Origin of the sequence: Nocardioides sp. cx-169 (assembly GCF_021083605.1) — a bacterium.
GTDB lineage: Bacteria > Actinomycetota > Actinomycetes > Propionibacteriales > Nocardioidaceae > Nocardioides.
Genome location: NZ_JAJNRO010000004.1, coordinates 143,260 through 164,430, shown reverse-complemented (window position 1 = coordinate 164,430; position 21,171 = coordinate 143,260). Strand labels below are relative to the sequence as shown.

The window sequence follows — 21,171 nt, the reverse complement described above, 5'->3', positions numbered from 1 at the left end:
CGCAGCACGCCTTGTTCACCCGACGGTGGCACACTGCAAGGATGCCTCTCGAGATCGTCCCGGAGCCCGTCGCGGTCGACGGCGCGAGCGCCCCCGACGACGCCGACGACCAGGTCGGCGGCGACGGCGGTGACGGCGGCATCGACGAGTCGTACGACGTCGACGTCACCTACGTCCCCGACGAGGAGACGAGGGCCGCGATCGAGCGGTTCCACCACCGGTTCCTGGACCGGGAGCTGTCGTGGCTGCACTTCAACCAGCGGGTCCTGGAGCTGGCGGAGGACGAGTCGCTGCCGCTGCTGGAGCGGGTGCGCTTCCTCGCGATCTTCACCAGCAACCTCGACGAGTTCTTCATGGTGCGGGTGGCCGGCCTCAAGCGGCGCATCGCCGCGGGCCTCGCCGTACGAGCCGCCTCCGGGCTCATGCCGCGCGAGGTGCTGGAGCGGATCTGGACCGTGACCCGCGAGCTCACCGAGCGTCACGCGCGGCAGTTCCGCGACCACATCGTGCCCGCGCTCAAGGAGCACGACATCGAGCTGGTCCGCTGGGACGACCTCGACCGCGACGAGCAGAAGTTCTGCAAGCGGCTCTTCCGCGACCGGATATTCCCGGTGCTGACGCCGCTGGCCGTCGACCCGGCACACCCGTTCCCCTACATCTCCGGGCTCTCGCTCAACCTGGCGGTGGTGCTGCGCAACCCCAAGACCGGCAAGGAGCACTTCGCCCGGGTCAAGGTGCCGCCGATCTTCGAGCGGTTCGTGCCGCTGGGCAACGCGCGGTTCGTGCCGCTCGAGGACGTCATCGGCGCCCACCTCAAGCGGCTCTTCCCTGGCATGGAGGTGCTGGAGGCCCACACCTTCCGGGTCACCCGCAACGAGGACCTCGAGGTCGAGGAGGACGACGCCGAGAACCTGCTGGCGGCGTTGGAGAAGGAGCTGCTGCGACGCCGCTTCGGCCCGCCCGTGCGGCTGGAGGTCGAGGAGTCCATCGCCCCCGCGGTGCTCGAGCTGCTGGTCTCCGAGCTCGACGTGTCCGACGAGGAGGTGTTCCGGTTGCCCGGGCCGCTGGACCTGCGCGGGCTGCACAGCATCGCCGACCTGAGCCACGAGGACCTGAAGTTCCCCGCCTTCGTGCCCACCACCCACTTCCGGCTGGCAGAGGTGGAGTCCTCGGCACCGGTCGACGTCTTCAAGGCGACCCGCCGCCACGACGTGCTGCTGCACCACCCCTACGACTCGTTCGCCACGTCGGTGCAGCGCTTCATCGAGCAGGCCGCCGCCGACCCGCATGTCCTCGCGATCAAGCAGACGCTCTATCGCACCTCCGGCGACTCCCCCATCATCGACGCCCTGGTCGACGCCGCCGAGGCCGGCAAGCAGGTCCTGGTGATCGTCGAGATCAAGGCCCGCTTCGACGAGCAGGCCAACATCCGCTGGGCGCGCAAGCTCGAGCAGGCCGGCTGCCACGTCGTCTACGGGCTGGTCGGTCTCAAGACCCACTGCAAGCTCTCGCTCGTGGTGCGCGACGAGCCCGAGGGGATCCGCCGCTACACCCACATCGGGACCGGCAACTACAACCCCAAGACCTCGCGGATGTACGAGGACCTGGGCCTGATCACGACCGACGGGCTCATCGGGGAGGACGTCGCCCACCTGTTCAACAACCTCAGCGGCTGGTCGCGCAACGCGCGTTACGAGGAGCTGCTGGTCGCCCCCGACAGCGTCCGCAGCGGGCTCATCGACCAGATCTACGCCGAGATCCAGCACCACCGCGCCGGGCGGCCGGCCGGCATCCGGATGAAGGCCAACTCCGTGGTCGACGAGGCCGTCATCGACGCGCTCTACCTCGCCTCCCAGGAGGGCGTCCCGGTGCAGCTCCTCGTGCGCGGCATCTGCGCGCTCCGGCCCGGCGTACCCGGCCTGTCGGAGCAGATCGAGGTGCGCTCGATCCTCGGCCGGTTCCTGGAGCACAGTCGGGTCTACTGGTTCGAGAACGCCGGCACCCCGGTCGCCTGGATCGGGTCGGCCGACATGATGCACCGCAACCTCGACCGCCGCGTCGAGGTGCTGGTGCGGCTGCCCGCGGCCGACAGCGTCCGCGCCATCGGGCGGCTGCTGGACCTCGCCTTCGCTCCGACCACGAGCGCGTGGGTGCTCGGCAGCGACGGACTCTGGGCTCAGAACGACGGTGAGGTACATCTCCAAGAGGCGCTCATCGAGGGCCAGCGCAGGCGGTGGAGCACGGTCTGAGGCCTGTCCCCCGCGTAGGATCGAGGGGGCGCGAGTTGCACCCGCGAGACATGCACCCCCTAGCATGAGTCGCGTTCGTCACCGCCTGATCAGGAGCACTTCGTGGCACTGCGATTCCGTCCGGTTGACACCTCTTTCTATGACCTCTTCACGGAGTCGGCGAATCACCTCGTCAGGGGCGCCGACCTGCTCGCCGAGATGCTCAGCGAGGGCGCCGACGCCGCCGACGTGGGCCAGCGCATGCGCGACGCCGAGCACGCCGCCGACGAGACCACGCACGCCATCGTGCGCCGGGTGAACAGCACCTTCATCACGCCGTTCGACCGCGAGGACATCTACTCGCTGGCCTCGGCGCTCGACGACATCATGGACATGATGGACGAGGTCGTCGACATGATCCTGCTCTACGAGGTGAGGGTCCTGCCGGCCGAGCTGTCGCAGCAGGTTGAGGTGCTCCAGCGGTGCGCCGAGCTGACGTCGGCGTCGATGCCGAACCTGCGCTCGATGCAGTCGCTCGAGGAGTACTGGATCGAGATCAACCGCCTGGAGAACGCCGGCGACAAGAACCACCGCCGGATCCTGGCCAACCTCTTCTCTGGCGAGTACAAGACCATCGAGGTCCTGAAGCTGAAGGACATCGTCGAGGGCCTCGAGGACTCGATCGACGCCTTCGAGAAGGTCGCGAACATCGTGGAGCAGATCGCCGTCAAGGAGTCCTGACCCACCGTGGAACTCGCGCTCGTCATCGCCGTAGTCGTCGTCGCCCTGACGTTCGACTACACCAACGGATTCCACGACGCGGCCAACGCCATCGCCACCTCGGTGTCGACCCGGGCGCTGACGCCGCGGGTGGCCCTGATCATGGCCGCCGTCATGAACTTCGTCGGCGCCTTCCTCGGTCAGGAGGTCGCCAATACCGTCGGCAGCGTCATCTCGCCGCCCGACGGCTCGCACGGCCTCGTGATCGTGATGTCTGGACTTCTCGGCGCCATCGCCTGGAACCTCATCACCTGGTACTACGGCCTGCCCTCGTCCTCCTCGCACGCACTCATCGGCGGTCTGGTCGGCGCGGCGATGGCGTCGGGCATCTACGTGAAGTGGTCCACGGTCGTCGACAAGGTCGTCGTACCGATGATCATCTCGCCGGTGTTCGCCTTCGCCGCCGGCTTCGCGCTGATGCTGGCGATCATGTGGATCTTCCGCCGGCGCAACCCGCATCGCCTCCAGCGCAACTTCCGCTTCCTGCAGACCCTGTCCGCCGCCGCCATGGCGCTGGGCCACGGCCTGCAGGACGCCCAGAAGACGATGGGCGTCATCTTCCTGGCGCTGCTCGCCGGCGGCTTCGTCAACCCGGGCGACGACCTGCCCCTGTGGGTGATCATCGCCGCCGCCGGTGCCATCTCGCTCGGCACGTACGCCGGCGGGTGGCGGATCATGCGCACCCTCGGGCGCCGCATCATCCACCTCGACCCCGCCCGCGGCTTCGCGGCCGAGTCGATCGCCGCCGGCGTGCTCTACACGACCGCCTTCGTCTACTCCGCCCCCATCTCGACCACCCACACCATCACCTCCGCGGTCATGGGCGTCGGTGCCACCAAGCGCTTCTCCGCCGTCCGCTGGGGCGTCGCGAAGTCGATCGTCGCCGCCTGGGTCCTCACCTTCCCCATGGCCGGCCTCGTTGCCGCCGGCTGCTACTGGATCAGCCACTTCCTCATCGAGGTCGTGCCCTGAGTCGTCTGGTCGGGTAGTCCGGAGCAGGCCAGGTGAAGCGGCGGCGCCCCCAGAGGGCGACGTACACGAGCCCGACGAGCACCGGCACCTCGATCAGCGGCCCGACGACCCCGGCCAGCGCCTGTCCACTGGTGACCCCGAAGACCCCGATCGCGACCGCGATGGCCAGCTCGAAGTTGTTGCCGGCGGCGGTGAAGGCGACCGTGGTGGTGCGCTCGTAGGACATCCCCAGCCGGTGTCCCAGGAGCATCGAGAGGCCCCACATCAGCGCGAAGTACGCCAGCAGCGGCAGCGCGATCCGGGCGACGTCGCCGGGGCGGTCGGTGACCGTGTCGCCCTGCAGCGCGAAGAGCACGACGATGGTGAAGAGCAGCCCGTAAAGGGCGGTCGGGGCGAGGCGCGGCAGGAAGGTCCCCTCGTACCACTCGCGCCCGCGTGCCCGCTCCCCCGCTGTGCGCGTGAGGTAGCCGGCGAGCAGAGGGACCCCGAGGAAGACCAGCACCGACAGGGCGATCTCCCACACCGACACCTCGAGGACGTCCTGCTCGAGGCCGAGCCAGCCCGGGAGCACCTGCAGGTAGAACCAGCCGAGCGCGGCGAAGGCGACGATCTGGAAGACCGAGTTGACCGCCACGAGGACGGCGGCGGCCTCGCGGTCCCCGCAGGCGAGGTCGTTCCAGATGAGCACCATCGCGATGCAGCGCGCGAGGCCGACGATCACGAGTCCGGTGCGGTACTCCGGCAGGTCGGGCAGCAGCAGCCACGCCAGCGCGAACATCAGTGCCGGTCCGAGCAGCCAGTTGAGCACGATGCTGGTGAGGAGCAGTTGCCGGTCGGCGGTGACCTGGCCCAGCTCGCCGTAGCGGACCTTGGCGAGCACCGGGTACATCATCACCAGCAGGCCGAGCGCGATCGGCAGGCTGACCCCGCCGACCTCGACCGCGGCGAGCGCGCCGTCCAGGCCGGGGACGGTGCGGCCCAGCAGCAGGCCCACGAGCATCGCGGCGCCGATCCACACCGGCAGCAGGCGGTCCAGCCCCGACAGCCGCGGCAGTACGGCGGTCGGCTCGCGGTCCCGGGTGGAGGTCACGCGGGTGCGAGGGCGGAGTCGAACAGGCTGCCCAGCGCGGCGATCGCCTCGGGGCGGGCCCGGTAGTAGACCCAGACCCCGCGCTTGTCGCGCTCGACCAGCCCCGACTCGTGCAGCACCTTGAGGTGGTGGCTGATCGTGGGCTGGGAGAGCTCGAAGGCCGGCAGCAGCTCGCAGGCGCACGCCTCGGCGCCCTCGCGCGACATCACCATCGACATCAGCCGCAGCCGCACCGGGTCGGCCAGCGCCTTCAGCATCGGCGCGACCCGGGCGGCCTGATCGGCACTCAGCGGCTCGCGCGCGAGCGGCGTACAGCAGGCGAACTCCTCAGACATCGACATGTGTCGATATTGACAGATATCGATGTGTGGTGGCTAGTCGCCGGCGCGACGGCGCTCCAGCAGCACCGTGTCGCGCCACACCCCGTCGAGCCGGGCGATGCGCGAGCGGACCGCGAGGGTCTGGAAGCCGGCGGAGTGGTGGAGCGCGATCGAGGCGCGGTTCTGCGGGAAGATCGCGGCCTGCAGCGTCCACAGGCCCCGTGCGTCCGCCTCGTTGACGAGGCGGTGCAGCAGCGACTTCCCGACGCCGTGGCCCTGCGCGCTCGGGGCGACGTAGACCGAGATCTCCCCCACCCCGCCGTAGCAGGCCCTCGAGGAGACGGCGCCCACGGCGGCCCAGCCGACGACCTGCCCCTCGCGCTCCGCGACCCACCGATGCTCGGGCAGCCACCGGGTCGCCAGCTCACCGGCTGGCGGCACCTCGGTCTCGAAGGTGGTGTTGCGGGTGGCCAGGCCGTCGGCGTAGATGGCACGCACGACGCTCAGGTCGCCGTCGGCCATCGTCCGCGTCGTGATGTCGTCCGGCAGGTCCTCGGGGCAGCACGGGGGCTCGGCCAACGTGCCCATGACCACGTCCGCGGCGTGGGGCAGGCCGGTGCAGCAGGCCGGGTTGACCGAGACCACCGACGAGGTGCCGACCCTGTCGACGTTGAGGAAGCCGACCTCGGCGAGGCGGCGCACATGGTGCGAGGCGGTCGACTGGCTGATCTTGAGCTCGGAGGCGAGGTCCCCCACACGCAGCGCGCCGGAGCGCGACGTCGACACCGCGTGCAGCAGGCGCACCCGCGTGGGGTCGGCGAGGGTTGCGAACCACTCGGCGTACGTCGCCGCGGCCTCGGGCGCGAGCGCGGGCTGGTCGGACATGACCCCAATCTACAATCGATGACGATCGATAGTTGCTTTCATTGATCGCCATCGATAGATCGCCGGGCATGCCCGCTCCTCATCGCCTCGTCATCGTCGGCGCCGGCCCGATCGGCCTGGCCGCCGCCGCCCACGCCCACTCGCGCGGCCTGCGCACCCTGATCCTGGAGGCCGGGACGAGCGCCGGCGCCGCCGTCGGCGAGTGGGGCCACGTCCGGCTCTTCTCGGCCTGGTCCGAGCTCGTCGACCCCGCTGGTGCTGCCCGAGAGCGGCGTGTGCGGCGGCGTGCCGGTCGGGTAGTCCCTAACAATATCTGCTGCCGAGAGAGCTCTCTCAGGCCGAAATCGTTAGGGACTACCCGGACCGGAGGGATCACGCCAGGCGGTGCGCGAGCAGCCGGGCGCGCTGGGACTCGGTGAGCGCCCGGCGCTGGGCGACAGTGTCGGTAGGGATCCACCAGGCAGGACGCTCCAGGGTCCACCGGCGCTCGTCCGCGGGCCGACGCTCGGCTCTTCGGATGCAGTCACGCAGGCGTCGCTCAAACTGATGCGTGTGCGGGTGGTCTGCCGCAAGCATCGTGACGTACTCCAGCCCGGTCGCTCGGAGCTCCGCCTCTCGGGCGACGTCCTTGGCCCGCTGCGCACCAGCGAGGTGGTGGCCGCCGTCGTACTCCCCCACGATGCCGGCCACCGGGTCGAGCAGGTCGGGTGTACCGACGAAGCGGCCGTGCAGGTCGAAGACCGGCACGTTGCACAGCAGCCGCATTCGGGCGCCGGTGGCCCCACGCCATACGAGACGCATGTCGACCTCGCGCGGAGACCACACGTTCTCCTCGGCCAGCGCCAGGGCCTCGCGGCACTGCGGCACGCCGGTCCAGCCGTTGAGGTAGGTCACGTACTCCCCGCACTCCTCCAGCGAGACGAGGTCGTTGTACGCCGCGAGGTCGAACACCCGCACCGCCGAGCGGAGGTCGGGGGCATAGCGCGCCTCGAAGCACACCGACCGGGCAGCCACAGTGAGCGGCAGGCCGTCGACCATGACGACGTCCCTCGGCCGCAGCCGCTCCTCGCTCACCCGGATCCCGGGCTGGTGACGGGCGTGCAGCATCGTCACGACCGTGACGTCGCGGTGAGACTGCTCCCCGTCGACCCAGAGATCGTCGCCGCGGAACCACCGACCGCCCTGCCAGCACAGCCCCGCCCAGCCGGTGACCCCGCCGTATCCCGGGATGACCTGCGCAGCCTCCACGATGCGCTGCTCGGGCCTCTCTGTGCTGACCTCGGCCGGGACGTAGAGTCCTGCGCTCGTGCGGCGGTACGTCCGGCGGCGTACCTGGTCGGGCCTCGGCCCCTGCGAGCCCGTCGGGTCCATGCGCACCGGCACCACCACATCGGGATGGCCCGGGTGGTGACCTGTCGGTGCCACAGTGACGGGGCGGCGGCGCATGGCGACCAAGACTCGCCGATCGCCAACGCCCGCGCCGGCGTCATCCACAGGCTCTTGGGGGGCGGCCTCACGCCGGGGTAGTCCCTAACAGAATCTGCCCTCACGAGGGCGCTCAGTGGCAGATGTCGTTAGGGACTACCCGGCCAGACCACCTCAGCCGAACCGCCCCGAGATGTAGTCCTCGGTGCGCTGGTCGGTGGGGTTGGCGAAGATCCGGCTGGTGCGGTCGAACTCGACGAGGAGGCCGGTGCGGTTGCCGGTGGTCTCGTCGGGGCGGGCGGTGAAGAAAGCGGTCCGGTCGGAGACGCGGGCGGCCTGCTGCATGTTGTGGGTGACGATGATGATCGTGAAGTCGTCGCGCATCTGCAGCATCAGGTCCTCGATGCGCGAGGTGGCGATCGGGTCCAGCGCGGAGCACGGCTCGTCCATGAGGATCACGTCGGGCCTGGTGGCGATGGTGCGGGCGATGCAGAGTCGCTGCTGCTGCCCGCCGGAGAGCCCGTACGCCGACTGCTTGAGCTTGTCCTTCACCTCGTCCCACAGGGCCGCACCCTGCAGCGCCTCCTCGACCAGGTCGTCCATGCTCTCGACCTTCATGCCGGTGACCCGCGGGCCGTAGGCGACGTTGTCGTAGATCGACTTGGGGAACGGGTTGGGCTTCTGGAACACCATGCCGATCTGGGTGCGGACGGCGATGGGGTCGACGTTGCGGGCGTAGATGTTCTGCCCGTGGTAGGTCACCTCCCCCGTGACCCGCGCGCCGGAGACCAGGTCGTTCATGCGGTTGAGGCAGCGCAGCACGGTGGACTTGCCGCAGCCCGACGGCCCGATGAGCGCGGTGATCTCGTGCTTGCCGAACGACAGGTTCACGTCGTGCACCGCGTGGAAGTCGCCGTAGTGGACGTTGAGCCGCAGCGCCTCCATCACCGGCTCCGGTGGTACGGCGGGCAGGTCGCGGTCGGGCTCGGCGCCGGTCATCACGCCGAACTCGCGGACGTCCACCGCCGCCCGGTCCGTGACGGTGGCGGTGGCGGTGGCGGGGTGCGTGGACATGGGTCTCCTACCAGGTCTTCTGGAACTTGTTGCGGATGAAGATGGCCAGTGCGTTGAGCCCGAGGATCATGATCAGCAGCACGATGATCGCGGCCGAGGCGGCGGTGCGGAGCTCCTCCTGGGACTGGCTGGTGAGCGAGAAGATCATCATCGGCAGCGCCGTGATCTCGCTCAGGACGCCGGTCGGGTCGAAGCGCACCGACCCGGCCAGCCCGACCACGATCAGCGGCGCGGCCTCGCCGATGGCGCGCGACAGGCCGAGGATGGTGCCGGTGGCGATGCCCGGTACGGCTGAGGGCAGCGTCTGGCGCCACGTCGTCTGCCACACCGTGGCGCCCAGCGCGAGGGACCCCTGCCGGATCTCCTGCGGGACCGCGCGGAGGGCCTCGCGCGTGGTGATGATGATGACCGGCAGGATCAGCAGCGCCAGCGCGATCGCGCCGCCGAGCACGATGCCGCTGCGGCCGAAGCCCAGCAGCGCCATGATCGCAACGGCCAGCAGCCCGTAGACGATGGCCGGCACGGCGGCGAGGTTCTGCAGGTTGATCTCGATCAGCCGGTTCCACCAGCGGTCGCCGTCGGCGAACTCCTCGAGGTACAGCGCGGCGGCGATGCCCAGGGGCACGGCCAGCAGGGCGGTGAAGCCCATCAGCCACAGCGAGCCGAGGATGCCGGCGCGGAAGCCGGTCGACTCCGGGCGCACCCGCGAGCCGTACTCGGTGATCAGCGCGGAGTCGAAGCGCGGCGCGCCCTGGATGGCGGTGTCGACGATGAGCACCAGGAGCACCATCACCCCGAAGAAGAGGGAGAACCACAGGGCGGCGAGGAACACCAGCGAGCCGAGGCTCTTGTCCCTGCTGCGCCCGGTCGAGACGGTGCGCGTGACCTCGCGGGCGGCGGTGGTGGCCACACTCATCAGTAGGCCTGCCTGAATCGTCGGACGAGGGCGATGCTGATGACGTTGATGACCAGCGTCAGCACGAACAGCAGCATCCCGACGGCGAACAGCTCGTTGTACGACGTGGAGCCGACGGCGTTCTCGCCGCCCGCCGTGGTCGCGATGAAGCCGGTCATGGTCTGCATCCCCTCGCGGGGGTCGAGCGAGAGGTTCTTCAACGAGCCCGCGGCGAGCGTGACGATCATCGTCTCCCCTACCGCGCGCGAGAGGCCGAGCACGATCGCCGCGGCGACCCCGGACAGCGCGGCCGGCAGCACCACCCGCAGCGTGGTCTGCATCCGGTTGGCGCCCATGGCCAGCGAGCCCTGCCGCATCGCCTGCGGTACGGCGGACAGCGCGTCCTCGGAGAGCGAGGCCACGGTGGGGATGATCATCACCCCGAGCACGATCCCGGCCGCGAGGGCGTTGGTGAAGCCCACGTCGAGGCGCAGGACGTCCTGCAGCAGCGTGGGTGTGACGAAGGAGAGCGCGAAGAAGCCGTAGACGACCGACGGGATGCCGGCGAGCAGCTCCACGGTCGGCTTGAGCACCTTGCGGGCGCGGGCAGAGGCGTACTCGGAGAGGTACATCGCCGCACCGAGCCCCAGCGGCACGGCCACCAGCAGGGCGATGACCGTGGTCATCGCCGTGCCGCCGACGAGCGGCAGCACCGCGTGGGCGCCCTCGACGGCGAGGAAGTCCCCGAGCGGGACCTCCGCGAAGAAGTCGATCACTGGGCGGATCAGGGCCACGACGATGCCCACGGTGATGGCGACCGAGAGCAGCGCGGACGCCATCAGGACCGCGCGGATCACGGTCTCGACCGGGCGCGCCTTCTTGCTCAGGTCGGGCACCGCGGTGCCGGAGAGGCTGCTCATGAGCGGGTCAGGTCCTCGGGTCAGCCGGAGATGCCCTCGAGGGCGGACCGGGTCTCGCCGTACAGCTCGTCGCTGAGCGGGATGAACTTCCCGACCTCGGCGATCTCGGAGAGGTTCTCGATGTAGAAGTCGACGTAGGTCGCCACGGCCTCGTTGTCGCGGTACTCGGCGTTGTTGACGTAGATGAACAGAGGTCGGGCCAGCGGCGCGTAGCTGCCGTCCTGCGCGGTCTCGGCGGAGGGCTCGACGCAGCCCTCGCCGTTGTCGATGGCCAGCGCCTTCAGCGTGTCCGTGTTCTCCTCGTAGTAGGTGTAGCCGAAGTAGCCGGTCGCCCCCTCGGTGCCGCCCACGCCCTGCACGAGGACGTTGTCGTCCTCGGAGGACTCGTAGTCGCTGCGCGTCGACTCGGAGTCGTCGCCGATCACGTCGGCGGCCAGGTAGTCGTAGGTGCCGGAGTCGGTCCCGGGGCCGAACAGCGCGATCTCCTGCTCTGGGAAGCGGGGGTCGAGCTCGTTCCAGCTCTTGACCTGGGAGCCGGGGCCCCAGAGCTGGACGATCTGGTCGACGGTGAGGCAGTCCACGTCGAGGTCCTTGTGGACCACCATCGTGAGCGCGTCGGTCGCGACCTGCAGCTCGGTGTAGTCGATGCCGGCCTGCTTGCAGACCGCCGCCTCCTCGTCCTTGATCGGGCGCGAGGCGTTCGAGATGTCGGTCTTCCCGGCGCAGAACGCCTCGAAGCCGCCGCCGGTGCCGGACTCGCCGACCGTGACCTTGACGTCGGGGTCCTCCTCGAGGAGGAGCTCGGCGGCGGCGTCGCTCATGGGGAAGACCGTGGAGGAGCCGTCGACGGCGACCTTGCCGGACTGGGCCGAGCCGTCGTCGCCGGTACTGGCGCCGGCGTCGGCGCCACCGCAGGCGCTGAGCGCGAGCGCCAGCAGGGCGATGCCGGGCAGGAGCGCACGGCGGATGGAGGTGATCTTCACGTCGGATCTCCTGTGTCGTCTGTGGGGTGACGATTAGGAGTGTCGAGGCCGCAGGTGGCCGGCTCTGGGGCCGACGGTGAACGAGGGATGAACTCGACCCGCCCAGTGGGGGCGGCGCGCGACGCGCCCCCTCGCCTAGCGCACCAGGTGCCGCTCGGTCGCGACGACGCGGCCCTTGCGCAGGTGGGCGACGAGCATCTCGCCGACCTCCAGCGACGGGTCCTCGACGCCCAGGGCGTCGAACACCTCCGGCAGCACCGGCCGATGCGTGCACAGCACGGCGTGGCGCCCGTCGTCGAGCAGCCCGGCGACCAGCTTGCGCACCCGCTTCGGCTTGGCGTCCTCCTCGCTGAGCCGGTCGTCGGTCTCGACGTCACAGCCGCAGCTCGCGGCGTACGGCGCGACGGTCTCGACGCAGCGCGTGCTGCCCGACGAGACCACTCGCACCACGCCGTACGCCGCGAGGACCGGCACCAGCCGCTCGGCCTGCGCGCGACCCACCTGCAGCAAGGGGCGCTCGCGGTCGTCGGAGCGCCAGGCCTTGCGGGAGCGGGCCTTGCCGTGGCGCAGCACGACGAGGGTGCGGGTCTTGCGCCGTACCTTCAGCGCCTCGCGCAGGGTGTCGCGGTCGTAGTCGTAGGTCAGCGTCGTCAGCGCGTCCTCGGCGTCGACCCACCGGACGTCGTCGATCTCGGCGTTGGCGACGTAGCCGCTGACGTCGTGGTCGGCCAGGGGCCGGCCGGTCCAGTAGTGCACGGTCTTGCGCCCTCGGGCGACCGGGTAGCGCTGATGGGACAGGGGTGCGCCGAGCCGCACCTGCAGCCCGGTCTCCTCGGCCACCTCGCGCACGGCCGCGGCGGTCGGGTGCTCGCCGCGGTCGAGCTTGCCCTTGGGGAAGGACCAGTCGTCGTACTTGGGCCGGTGGACCAGCAGGACGCGCTTGCCGGGGCGGAAGATCACGGCGCCCGCGGAGACCACGTCCGGGGCTGGCGAGGCAGGCATGACGACTAGTGTCACACCACCACGGAGCCAGGAGGGCCGACATCGCCGCGACACGCAGCCGACTGCTGACGACAGGCCTCGGCGTCCTCGTGCTGGCGCTGGTCGTGGCCGCCGCTGTCGTCGGCGTCCGCTGGTGGCGCGACGTGCACCGCACCGACCTCGAGCGCGCCATGTCCCTCGCCCCGGACGACGGGGACCGCTTCTCGTGGACCGACTGGGCCGGGGTGCGCGACGAGCTCGGCGTGGACCTCTCCGCCGACAGCCCACAGGGGGAGGTCGTGGACTTCATGGCCGCGGGGTACGACGCCGACCTGACCTCGACCTCCGCGCTGCCCGAGTCGGCGCAGCAGCTGCACGTGCACTACGGCTTCTCCCCCGCCACCGCCGACTGGGAGCTGTTCAGCCAGTCGGAGGAGGGGGCTGTCGTGATGCTGCACCTGCCGGACTCGACCGACTGGGACCTGATCGCCGACCGCCTGCGCAGGCTGGGCTACGCCGAGCCCGACGAGGCGGACGGGGTCTGGGCCGGCGGGAGCGAGGCGATCGGCCGCCTGGGCGGTGTCACGCCCGAGGTCAGCTTCGTGACCCTGCTCGAGGACGAGTCCCTGGTGCTCACGAGCGACACCGAGGGCTACCTCGGCAGCGCGGTCGAGGTCGCGCTCGGCGACGCGCCCTCGGTCGAGGGCTTCGACGAGGTCGTCGAGGCCTCGGGTGAGGCGCTCTCGGCGGCGCTCTACACCGGCGCCCAGGCATGCGGCGCCCTGGCGATGAGCCAGGCCGACGCCGACGACCAGGCCGAGGCCGACCGGCTGCTGGCGCAGGCCGGCGCGGTGGACCCGTTCACGGCGTACGCGCTCTCCGTCCAGCCCGGCCTCGACCTGCGCCTCGCGCTCACCTTCGAGAGCGACGAGCAGGCCCGCGCCAACGCCGACTCGCGCGCCGCTCTGGCGGCGGGACCGTCCCCCGGCCAGGGCGGCGACTTCAGCGACCGCTTCGAGCTCGGCCCGGTCGAGGCCGACGGCCCCCTGCTCACCCTGGACCTCGACCCCGTCGACGGCGCCTCCGTCCTCTCCGACCTCTCCACCGGCCCGGTGCTGTTCGCGACCTGCTGAGGGCCCGTCCGCTGGGGTAGTCCCTAACAATTTCTGCCACGCCCTCGGCGTGCCGAGACAGATTTTGTTAGGGACTACCCCGACCGAGCAACCCGCTAGGAGAAGCGGCGCAGGCGCAGGCTGTTGGTGACGACGAAGACGGAGGAGAGGGCCATGGCGGCGCCGGCGAGCATGGGGTTGAGCAGGCCGGCGGCGGCCAACGGCAGGGCGGCGACGTTGTAGGCGAACGCCCAGAACAGGTTGCCCTTGATCACCTTCAGCGTCCGCCTCGCGAGCCGTACGGCGGTCGCCGCGACCCGCAGATCACCCCGGACCAGGGTCAGGTCGCTGGCCTCGATGGCCACGTCGGTGCCGGTGCCTAGGGCGATGCCCAGGTCCGCCTGGGCGAGCGCGGCGGCATCGTTGACGCCGTCGCCGACCATCGCGACGGCCCGGCCCTCGGCCTGCAGCCGCTTCACCACGTCGACCTTGTCGGCCGGCAGCACCTCGGCGATGACCTGGTCGATGCCGACCTCGGCCGCGACCGCCCGCGCGGCGCGCTCGTTGTCGCCGGTCAGCAGCACCGGCGCCAGGCCGAGCGCGCGCAGGTCCGACACCGCCTGACGCGAGGTCGGCTTCACGGTGTCGGCCACGACCAGCACCCCGCGGGCGCGCCCGTCCCACCCGACGGCGACCGCCGTACGGCCTGAGGCCTCGGCGTCGTCGACGGCCGCGAGCAGGTCCTGGCCGAGGGGCATCCCCGCGTCGGCGAGCAGGACCGGCCGCCCGACGCGGACCTCGCGGCCCTCGACCCGGCCCTGCACCCCGAGCCCCTCCACGTTGCGGAAGCCGGTCGCGACCGCGCCCGGCGAGGCCTCCGCCACCGCCCGCGCGATCGGGTGCTCGGAGCCCGCCTCGACGGCGGCTGCGGTGCGCAGCACCTCCTCGAGCGACTCCCCGGCCGCGGGGACCGTCGACACCAGCGCCATGCGGCCCGTGGTGACGGTGCCGGTCTTGTCCAGCACGACCGTGTCGACGGCGCGCGTCGACTCCAGGACCTCCGGACCGCGGATCACGATGCCGAGCTGGGCGCCACGCCCCGTGCCGACCATGAGGGCGGTCGGCGTCGCCAGGCCCAGGGCGCACGGGCAAGCCACGATCAGCACCGCCACGGCGGCCGTGAAGGCCACCGAGGCGTCGGCGCCGGCGCCCAGCCAGAAGCCGAGCGTCGCGACGGCGAGCGCGATGACGAGCGGCACGAACACCCCGGAGACCCGGTCGGCCAACCGCTGCACCTGCGCCTTGCCGTTCTGCGCCTCCTCGACCAGACGCGCCATCTGGGCGAGCTGGGTGTCGGCGCCGACCCGCGTCGCGCGCACGACGAGCCGGCCGCTGGCATTGACGGTCGCCCCCGTCACGACCGACCCTGGGCCGACCTCCACCGGCACCGGCTCCCCGGTGAGCATCGAGGCATCGACCGCGGAGTGCCCGGACTCGACCACTCCGTCGGTGGCCACCTTCTCCCCCGGCCGTACGGCGAACAGGTCGCCCACCGCCAGGCTGGCAGCGGGCACCCGCGTCTCGCCGCCGTCGGGACCGTCGCGCAGGAGCGCCACCTCCTTGGCGCCGAGGTCCATCAGCGACCGGATCGCCGCGCCGGCCCGGTGCTTGGCCCGCTTCTCGAACCACCGGCCGGCCAGCAGGAAGGTGGTGACCCCGGCGGCCGCCTCCAGGTAGATGTTCTCGAGCCCGTCGGTGCGCTCCACGGTGAAGCGGAACGGATGGGTCATGCCCGGCGTGCCCGCCGTCCCCCAGAAGAGCGCGACCACCGACCACCCGAAGGCGGCCAGCACCCCGATGGAGACCAGCGTGTCCATCGTCGTGGCGCCGTGCCGCGCGTTGGTCCAGGCGGCACGGTGGAACGGCCAGGCGCCCCACACGGCGACCGGCGCGGCCAGGGTCAGCGAGGCCCACTGCCAGTACTCGAACTGGAGGGCGGGGACCATCGCCATCGCGACCACGGGCACGGTGAGCAGGGCGGAGATCACGAGTCGCTGGCGCAGTGCGTCCAGCTCCGGGTCGCCCGCGGGCTCCTGTGCGGCGGGCTCGGGGACCGGGAGCGCGGCGGAGTAGCCCGCCGCAGCGACGGTGGCCAGCAGGTCCTCGGTCGTGACCGAGGTCGGGTAGGCGACCCTCGCCTTCTCCGTGGCGTAGTTGACGCTGGCGGAGACGCCGTCGAGCTTGTTGAGCTTGCGCTCGATGCGGTTCGCGCACGAGGCGCAGGTCATGCCGCTGATCTCGAGCTCGACCTGGCTCGTCGCCGTGTCGGACATGTCAGGCCAGCTCGTAGCCCGCCTCGACGACGGCCGCCTCCACAGCGGCGCGCTCGACGGGCTCGGCGCTGGTGACCACGGCGGTGCCGGCCTCGTGGGAGACCTCCACGCTCTCGACACCGGGGATCTCGGCGATCTCCTCGGTGACCGAGGCGGCGCAGTGGCCGCAGGTCATGCCGGTGACGTTCCAGGTGCTGGTGTGGCTCATCGTGTTCCTCTCAGGACCGGACCAGGCGGGAGATAGCCTCGACCGCCTCGCTCACCTTCTCGCGCGCCTCGGCGTCACCCGCCCGGGCGGCGTCGACGACGCAGTGGTGCATGTGCTCCTCCAGCAGGCCGATCGAGACCGCCTGGAGAGCCTTCGTCATGGCGGCCACCTGGGTGAGGATGTCGATGCAGTACTGCTCCTCCTCGACCATGCGCTGCAGCCCCCGCGCCTGCCCCTCGATGCGGCGCAGGCGCTTGAGGTAGTCGTCCTTGCGCTGGATGTAGCCGTGCTGGTGACCGTCCGCCATGCCGACACCATACCCCCCTACGGTATGAGAACCAAGATGACGAAAAACCCGCCGGGTGCGTCGGCGGGTCGAGGGGTCGGTGCCGAGGCCCTCAGGCCTCGCGTCGGGGCTGCGGCGGCCCGGGATCCACCCCGAGGATCTGGTCGATCTCGTCGGCGGAGAGGTGGCCGTCGGACTCGCTGGCGGCGATGATCAGGTTGGTCGTGAGCTCGACCTCGCCCAGGAGGTCGACGTCCTCCAGCGTCACGTCGAACTGATCGTGCACGAGGAGCCTCCGTCCGCCGGGCCTGTCCATCCCAGGATGGTTCCCTGTCGAGCCTATGCGCAAACGGGGCGATCTCCTCTGGTCAGATCGGGCCATCCCGCACCACCCGGGAAGACCACGAGGCCCCCACCCGAACCGGGTGGGGGCCTCGCGTAGAAGACTTTTCAGCCGCGTCGATCAGACGGGGCGGACGTTCTCAGCCTGGGGACCCTTGGGGCCCTGGGTGACGTCGAACTCGACCTTCTGGTTCTCGTCCAGGGACTTGTAGCCCTGGGTCTGGATCGCCGAGTAGTGCACGAAGACGTCGTCGCCGCCGTCCTCCTGCGCGATGAAGCCGAAGCCCTTCTCAGCGTTGAACCACTTCACGGTGCCTTGAGCCATGTGCTCATTACTCCTGTTATCGGAACGAAAGCCGCCACTTCGGCGACCCGCACAGATGCGGTGACACGTCGCTCCGACCCGTGATTGGTATTACCACAAACCAGAAACGCCATTGGATCACAAACTCCGCGGGCGTCAGACCAGCTGGAACTTGCATCTGTTGCACGGCAGACACTACCAAGCGAATCGCCGATCCAAACTTTTTGGTGCCACCAATCTTGCGAGCACCTGTGAAGCTTGTGCTTCCGGCAGATGTCCGGGCGGGAAACGGGTCCCCTCCGGGCCCGACCAGAGGCACGTCGGCGCCGCAGGAGCCTCAGGCAGGGCCGCCCGGCGTGGCGCGGTGGGTGCCCTCCGGCGCAGTGCCCGGGTCGGTGCTCGAGGCCTCCGGCGCACCCGTGGTCTCCGGCGTGCCCGTGGCCTCCGGCGTGCCGACCGCACCGGGGCGGTAGTCGGTGGCCCGGTGGTCGACGTCGGGGTCGATCCGGTCGGCCTCGCGCAGCTGGTCCTCGTAGCGAGCCTCCTCGACGTGGTGGCCCTGGCGGGCCTCGGTGGCCCGCTGCTCGGCCCGCTCGGCCTCGGCGCGAGCGATCTTCGCCTCGGCCTCGCGCTGCTCCGCGTCCCTGGCGGTCTCGACGACCGCGCCCTGGTGACTGCCGGCCTGCATCCGCAGCTGCTCGGCCTCGTGACGGCGGGCCTCGGCCTTCTTCTTGTTGGCCATCGCGACCGCGACGCCGATCACGGCGAGCAGCACGAGCACGACGATGATCAGGATGATGACGGTGGTGGTGGACATGGGTCCCTCCAGGTTTCTCGACTTCGTCGGCGGTACCCGTCCGGACCGCAGCACACGCAAAGAGGGCTCCTAACCGCCGACCGCCTCCATCGGCCGCAGCAGTGGGCACGCGCCTCCTCACACCGCGCCGCCGTCAGGAGGTCCCGGCAGGCGGCGCCCGGAGGCTGCCGCGACGGTGCCGGGAGGCGGCGCGCAGAGCGAGGGCCACGAGGACGAATCCGAGGAGGATCAGGACGAGGCCCGTCACCGCAACCACCGCGGCGAGCGTCCCGATGATCGGGAGCTCGGCTCCCACCTCGACGTCGCCGCGGACCGCGGGGCTGCCGTCGGCGTTCATGAGGACGTAGCTCCACTCGCCGTCGGCCGGCTTCCAGTCGATGCTCAACCGTCCGCGGCCGGAGTCCTGGGCCGTCCAGAAGTCCTGCTCGCCGGGGGCAGCCGCGGTGTCCGAGCCCGCGTGGGCGCGGTAGACCGGGCGTCCGTCGCGCAGGTCGGTCACGGTGACGTAGTCGACCCCGGCCAGGTAGTCCTCGACGTCGCGGGTGCGGGCGAGGCCGAGGAAGAGCTCGGCTCCGGCGACCGGCTCGGCGGTGACCCGGACGTCGCCGGTGACCACATCCGGCAGGAAGTCACCGGGTGCGTCGTCGCGCAGGTCCACGCTGGCCGAGGTGATCGCGCTGGTCCGGGTGGACAGGTCCGTCTGATCGCTCATGAAGTAGCCGTCCCGGTCCTTGGCCCCGACGTCGACCACGCCCAGCACCGCCCCGATGAGCGCGCACGTGAGCCCGGTGGCCACGAGCACCGAGCCGAACGTCAACGACACGGCCCGACCGGCGCTCCAGCCGGTCTCCTCCTGCGGCCGCCTTGCTCCCCCCGGGTCGCGCCCGCCTTGGTCCAGCGCGAAGGGCGGGTAGCGGTCGGTCATCAGGGTCACGTAGCCCACGATCCGGAAGCCCCACCGGTTGAGCCCGACCACCAGGTCGAACAAGGGCTCGGGGTAGCGCCCCGCGAAGAGCAGGTAGCCGGCCGCCACGAGCACCAGCACCCCGAGCAGTCCCGGGACCCAGGCCGAGGACAGGTCCCCGTCGGTCGCGGCGTACCCCCCTCCGCCGAAGATCGCGAAGAGGACGAGGTACTGCGGGATGGCCAGCAGCCACCACTTGACCAGGACCAGCCCGCGGGACAGGTGCTCGGGGTAGTCCACGTCGAGATGGGCGGGGTAGTCGGCCACGTCGTGCAGCGAGAAGGGCGGGTAGCGATCGGTGCCCAGGGCGCCGTAGGCGTAGAAGGTGACCCGCCACGACCAGCGCAGCACCCCCACGTTGAAGTCGAACATCGCCCGTGGGTAGCGCCCGGCGAACAGGATCGCGAAGAAGGCGAGGACGCTCGTGACCGTGAATGCGACCCCCAGGAAGGACAGCACCACGTAGTGCGGGATCGCGAGCAGCCACTTCACCAGCCAGAGGGCCCGCGAGGTCTGCGGGTCGAGCTCGGCATCGACACGCACGGGGTAGGAGTCGCTCCGCGGCGGCACTTCGGTCGACATCGGGCCTCCTGAGTCGCCCAGTCGGCACCCGCGGAGCGGACGCTCCCTGCCACCTTCGGCCCAGGCGCCGTGCCGGTGCAGGGCCAAAGGTCATCGACTCCGTGGCCCGATCGGCACGCGGCAAGGCCCGGCAGTCACCCGATCGCGACCACGTGCCGAGACGTCACAACGAGGCCTCGACGACGACGTTGGTGCAGGCGCCGATGCCCTCGACGACTGCGCTCACCGTGCTGCCCGGCTGCAGGAACACCTGCGGGTCCCGAGCCTGCCCGACCCCGGCCGGGGTGCCGGTCGCGATCAGGTCGCCGGGCCGGAGCGTGATCACGGTCGAGACGTACTCCACGAGCGCGACCGGGTCGAAGAGCAGCGTCGCGGTGTCGTCGTCCTGCATGACCACCCCGTCGACGAGCGTGCGGACGTTCAGCCGGGGACGTACGCCGCCCGGGAGCTCGTCGGGGGTCACGAGGTAGGGGCCCACGGGGGTGGTCGAGTCCCAGATCTTGCCCTGGGTCCACTCGATCGTGCGGAACTGCCAGTCGCGCACGGAGACGTCGTTCATCACGGTGAAACCGGCGATCGCGGCCTCCGCCTCGGCGGTCGACGCGCGTCGCACCTGACGCCCGATGACGACCGCGAGCTCCACCTCCCAGTCCAGCCGGTCGGTCTCCGGCGGCTTGACGAGCGGGTCGTTCGCGCCGATGAGGGTGTCGGCGAACTTGGGGAAGAGGGTGGGGTACGCCGGCAGCTCGCGTCCCATCTCCTGGATGTGGTTGGTGTAGTTGTGCCCGACGCAGACCACCTTCGACGGGCTCGGCACCACTGGGGCGAAGTCCGCCCCCGCGGCCGCGAACGTCCGGCCCTCGTCGGCCGACGCCGCCAGCTCCCAGTCCGCCTCGGCGAGCAGCGCGCCCAGGTCGGGCCGGCCGAGGTCGACCAACCGGTCCCCCTCGAGCCGGACCGCCCGGGTCCCGTCCTCGGTGCGGATCGTCGCGAGCCTCATCGCCCCAGCACCTCCGCCAGGCCTCGGAGGAGCACCGGTGGGAAGGCCTCTCCCGCCGCCGCCCGGTCCTCCCCGGCGGCCGGCGTCTGGGAGCCCGGCCGGAACGAGGCCTCCAGGAGCAGGTCGAGGTAGTCGCCCGCGAACCCGACCGTGGTGCTCATGCGCACGCCCCCGCCGCGAGCCGGCGCCAGGCGCCCTCGAAGAAGACGAGCGGCGCCGCCTCGGCGGCGCCGGATCCCTCGCCGAAGGCGGTGACCCGGCCCACGACCAGGACGTGGTCGCCGCCGTCGTACGTCGCCCACGGCTCGCACTCGAAGTACGCCAGGGCACCGGCGATCCGCGGCGACCGGCCGGTGGTCACCCACTCGACCTCCGGCCCACCCGGCCGGCCCGCGAAGTGCAGCCCGGTGTCGAGCTGCTCCTCCGCGAGCACGTTGACCGTGTAGTGACCGGTCTCGAGGAACTCCCGCGCACGCGAGGTCCTCTTCACCGCGACCAGGGCCAGCGCCGGGTCCAGGGACACCGAGGTGAAGGAGTTCGCGGTCATGCCGTAGCGGACCCCGTCGGCCTCGTAGGTCACGGCCACGACACCGGTGGCGAAGCGCCCGAAGGCGGCGCGCAGGGCATAGGGGTCCGTGACGGAGTACGCCTCGACCAGCTTCTGGGACAT

24 protein-coding genes are annotated in these 21,171 nt (G+C 71.0%); 5 read left to right on the top strand and 19 right to left on the bottom strand.

Features of this window, described 5'->3' with window-relative positions; genetic code table 11:
- Nucleotides 1-41 precede the first annotated feature (41 nt).
- The 3 genes from LRP67_RS06450 (at nucleotide 42) to LRP67_RS06440 (ending at nucleotide 3,980) form a co-directional block, all read left to right on the top strand.
- Complete coding sequence (locus tag LRP67_RS06450) at nucleotides 42-2,249, top strand: RNA degradosome polyphosphate kinase (RefSeq protein WP_231269363.1); 2,208 nt, start codon at nucleotides 42-44, stop codon at nucleotides 2,247-2,249.
- 102 nt (nucleotides 2,250-2,351) lie between these two features.
- Complete coding sequence (locus tag LRP67_RS06445) at nucleotides 2,352-2,969, top strand: DUF47 domain-containing protein (RefSeq protein WP_231269362.1); 618 nt, start codon at nucleotides 2,352-2,354, stop codon at nucleotides 2,967-2,969.
- Nucleotides 2,970-2,975: 6 nt separating this feature from the next.
- Nucleotides 2,976-3,980 carry an inorganic phosphate transporter gene (locus tag LRP67_RS06440; RefSeq protein WP_231269361.1) on the top strand — a complete coding sequence of 335 codons (1,005 nt, stop codon included), beginning with the start codon at nucleotides 2,976-2,978 and terminating at the stop codon, nucleotides 3,978-3,980.
- Here LRP67_RS06440 and arsB read toward each other — a convergent pair.
- From arsB to LRP67_RS06425, 3 genes are read right to left on the bottom strand one after another with little or no spacing between them, the layout of a single operon-like run.
- Complete coding sequence (gene arsB, locus LRP67_RS06435) at nucleotides 3,961-5,070, bottom strand: ACR3 family arsenite efflux transporter (RefSeq protein WP_308189703.1); 1,110 nt, start codon at nucleotides 5,068-5,070, stop codon at nucleotides 3,961-3,963. The two genes, LRP67_RS06440 and arsB, sit on opposite strands and share 20 nt — an antisense overlap.
- A complete protein-coding gene (locus LRP67_RS06430) occupies nucleotides 5,067-5,411 on the bottom strand; it encodes a metalloregulator ArsR/SmtB family transcription factor (protein WP_231269360.1) in 345 nt (114 codons plus the stop codon). The genes arsB and LRP67_RS06430 overlap by 4 nt, the downstream gene beginning before the upstream one ends.
- A 33-nt stretch (nucleotides 5,412-5,444) precedes the next feature.
- Nucleotides 5,445-6,275 (bottom strand): GNAT family N-acetyltransferase, encoded by an 831-nt coding sequence (locus LRP67_RS06425; RefSeq protein ID WP_231269359.1) that lies wholly within the window; start codon nucleotides 6,273-6,275, stop codon nucleotides 5,445-5,447.
- A gap of 68 nt (nucleotides 6,276-6,343) precedes the next feature.
- On the opposite strand from LRP67_RS06425, the gene LRP67_RS06420 reads away from it, so the two are divergent.
- Complete coding sequence (locus LRP67_RS06420) at nucleotides 6,344-6,694, top strand: FAD-dependent oxidoreductase (protein ID WP_231269998.1); 351 nt, start codon at nucleotides 6,344-6,346, stop codon at nucleotides 6,692-6,694.
- On the opposite strand, the gene LRP67_RS06415 is transcribed toward LRP67_RS06420, so the two are convergent.
- From LRP67_RS06415 to LRP67_RS06390, 6 genes are all read right to left on the bottom strand, one after another.
- Nucleotides 6,648-7,523 carry a hypothetical protein gene (locus LRP67_RS06415; RefSeq protein WP_231269358.1) on the bottom strand — a complete coding sequence of 292 codons (876 nt, stop codon included), beginning with the start codon at nucleotides 7,521-7,523 and terminating at the stop codon, nucleotides 6,648-6,650. The genes LRP67_RS06420 and LRP67_RS06415 overlap by 47 nt on opposite strands.
- Nucleotides 7,524-7,874: 351 nt before the next feature.
- Nucleotides 7,875-8,645, bottom strand: coding sequence for a phosphate ABC transporter ATP-binding protein PstB (pstB, locus tag LRP67_RS06410; protein ID WP_231269997.1), 771 nt, complete (start codon nucleotides 8,643-8,645; stop codon nucleotides 7,875-7,877).
- A gap of 136 nt (nucleotides 8,646-8,781) precedes the next feature.
- On the bottom strand, nucleotides 8,782-9,690 hold the full coding sequence (gene pstA, locus LRP67_RS06405) for a phosphate ABC transporter permease PstA (protein WP_231269357.1): 909 nt from the start codon (nucleotides 9,688-9,690) through the stop codon (nucleotides 8,782-8,784).
- On the bottom strand, nucleotides 9,690-10,589 hold the full coding sequence (gene pstC, locus LRP67_RS06400) for a phosphate ABC transporter permease subunit PstC (protein WP_231269356.1): 900 nt from the start codon (nucleotides 10,587-10,589) through the stop codon (nucleotides 9,690-9,692). The genes pstA and pstC overlap by 1 nt, the downstream gene beginning before the upstream one ends.
- Before the next feature lie 20 nt (nucleotides 10,590-10,609).
- On the bottom strand, nucleotides 10,610-11,572 hold the full coding sequence (locus tag LRP67_RS06395; RefSeq protein WP_231269355.1) for a PstS family phosphate ABC transporter substrate-binding protein: 963 nt from the start codon (nucleotides 11,570-11,572) through the stop codon (nucleotides 10,610-10,612).
- Between the two features lie 135 nt (nucleotides 11,573-11,707).
- The gene (locus LRP67_RS06390; protein ID WP_231269354.1) at nucleotides 11,708-12,574 is read right to left on the bottom strand and encodes an NUDIX hydrolase; all 867 of its coding nucleotides are present in this window, start codon (nucleotides 12,572-12,574) and stop codon (nucleotides 11,708-11,710) included.
- Between the two features lie 8 nt (nucleotides 12,575-12,582).
- Between LRP67_RS06390 and LRP67_RS06385 the strand changes: the two genes are divergently transcribed.
- Entirely contained in the window at nucleotides 12,583-13,686 is a 1,104-nt protein-coding gene (locus LRP67_RS06385) for a hypothetical protein (protein ID WP_231269353.1), read from the top strand.
- Nucleotides 13,687-13,781: 95 nt separating this feature from the next.
- Here LRP67_RS06385 and LRP67_RS06380 read toward each other — a convergent pair whose 3' ends face one another.
- From LRP67_RS06380 to LRP67_RS06335, 10 genes are all read right to left on the bottom strand, one after another.
- On the bottom strand, nucleotides 13,782-15,998 hold the full coding sequence (locus LRP67_RS06380; protein ID WP_231269352.1) for a cation-translocating P-type ATPase: 2,217 nt from the start codon (nucleotides 15,996-15,998) through the stop codon (nucleotides 13,782-13,784).
- A gap of 1 nt (nucleotide 15,999) precedes the next feature.
- Nucleotides 16,000-16,206 carry a heavy-metal-associated domain-containing protein gene (locus tag LRP67_RS06375; protein ID WP_231269351.1) on the bottom strand — a complete coding sequence of 69 codons (207 nt, stop codon included), beginning with the start codon at nucleotides 16,204-16,206 and terminating at the stop codon, nucleotides 16,000-16,002.
- A gap of 10 nt (nucleotides 16,207-16,216) precedes the next feature.
- Nucleotides 16,217-16,513 carry a metal-sensitive transcriptional regulator gene (locus tag LRP67_RS06370; protein WP_231269350.1) on the bottom strand — a complete coding sequence of 99 codons (297 nt, stop codon included), beginning with the start codon at nucleotides 16,511-16,513 and terminating at the stop codon, nucleotides 16,217-16,219.
- A gap of 91 nt (nucleotides 16,514-16,604) precedes the next feature.
- Nucleotides 16,605-16,778 carry a hypothetical protein gene (locus LRP67_RS06365; RefSeq protein ID WP_231269349.1) on the bottom strand — a complete coding sequence of 58 codons (174 nt, stop codon included), beginning with the start codon at nucleotides 16,776-16,778 and terminating at the stop codon, nucleotides 16,605-16,607.
- Nucleotides 16,779-16,955: 177 nt separating this feature from the next.
- Nucleotides 16,956-17,159, bottom strand: coding sequence for a cold-shock protein (locus tag LRP67_RS06360; RefSeq protein ID WP_056863399.1), 204 nt, complete (start codon nucleotides 17,157-17,159; stop codon nucleotides 16,956-16,958).
- A gap of 316 nt (nucleotides 17,160-17,475) precedes the next feature.
- On the bottom strand, nucleotides 17,476-17,955 hold the full coding sequence (locus tag LRP67_RS06355; protein WP_231269348.1) for a hypothetical protein: 480 nt from the start codon (nucleotides 17,953-17,955) through the stop codon (nucleotides 17,476-17,478).
- A 133-nt stretch (nucleotides 17,956-18,088) separates the two neighbouring features.
- Complete coding sequence (locus tag LRP67_RS06350; protein ID WP_231269347.1) at nucleotides 18,089-19,501, bottom strand: DUF4389 domain-containing protein; 1,413 nt, start codon at nucleotides 19,499-19,501, stop codon at nucleotides 18,089-18,091.
- A gap of 163 nt (nucleotides 19,502-19,664) precedes the next feature.
- A complete protein-coding gene (locus tag LRP67_RS06345) occupies nucleotides 19,665-20,501 on the bottom strand; it encodes a fumarylacetoacetate hydrolase family protein (RefSeq protein WP_231269346.1) in 837 nt (278 codons plus the stop codon).
- Nucleotides 20,498-20,662 carry a hypothetical protein gene (locus LRP67_RS06340; RefSeq protein ID WP_231269345.1) on the bottom strand — a complete coding sequence of 55 codons (165 nt, stop codon included), beginning with the start codon at nucleotides 20,660-20,662 and terminating at the stop codon, nucleotides 20,498-20,500. The genes LRP67_RS06345 and LRP67_RS06340 overlap by 4 nt, the downstream gene beginning before the upstream one ends.
- Nucleotides 20,659-21,171, bottom strand: coding sequence for a flavin reductase family protein (locus LRP67_RS06335; protein ID WP_231269344.1), 513 nt, complete (start codon nucleotides 21,169-21,171; stop codon nucleotides 20,659-20,661). The genes LRP67_RS06340 and LRP67_RS06335 overlap by 4 nt, the downstream gene beginning before the upstream one ends.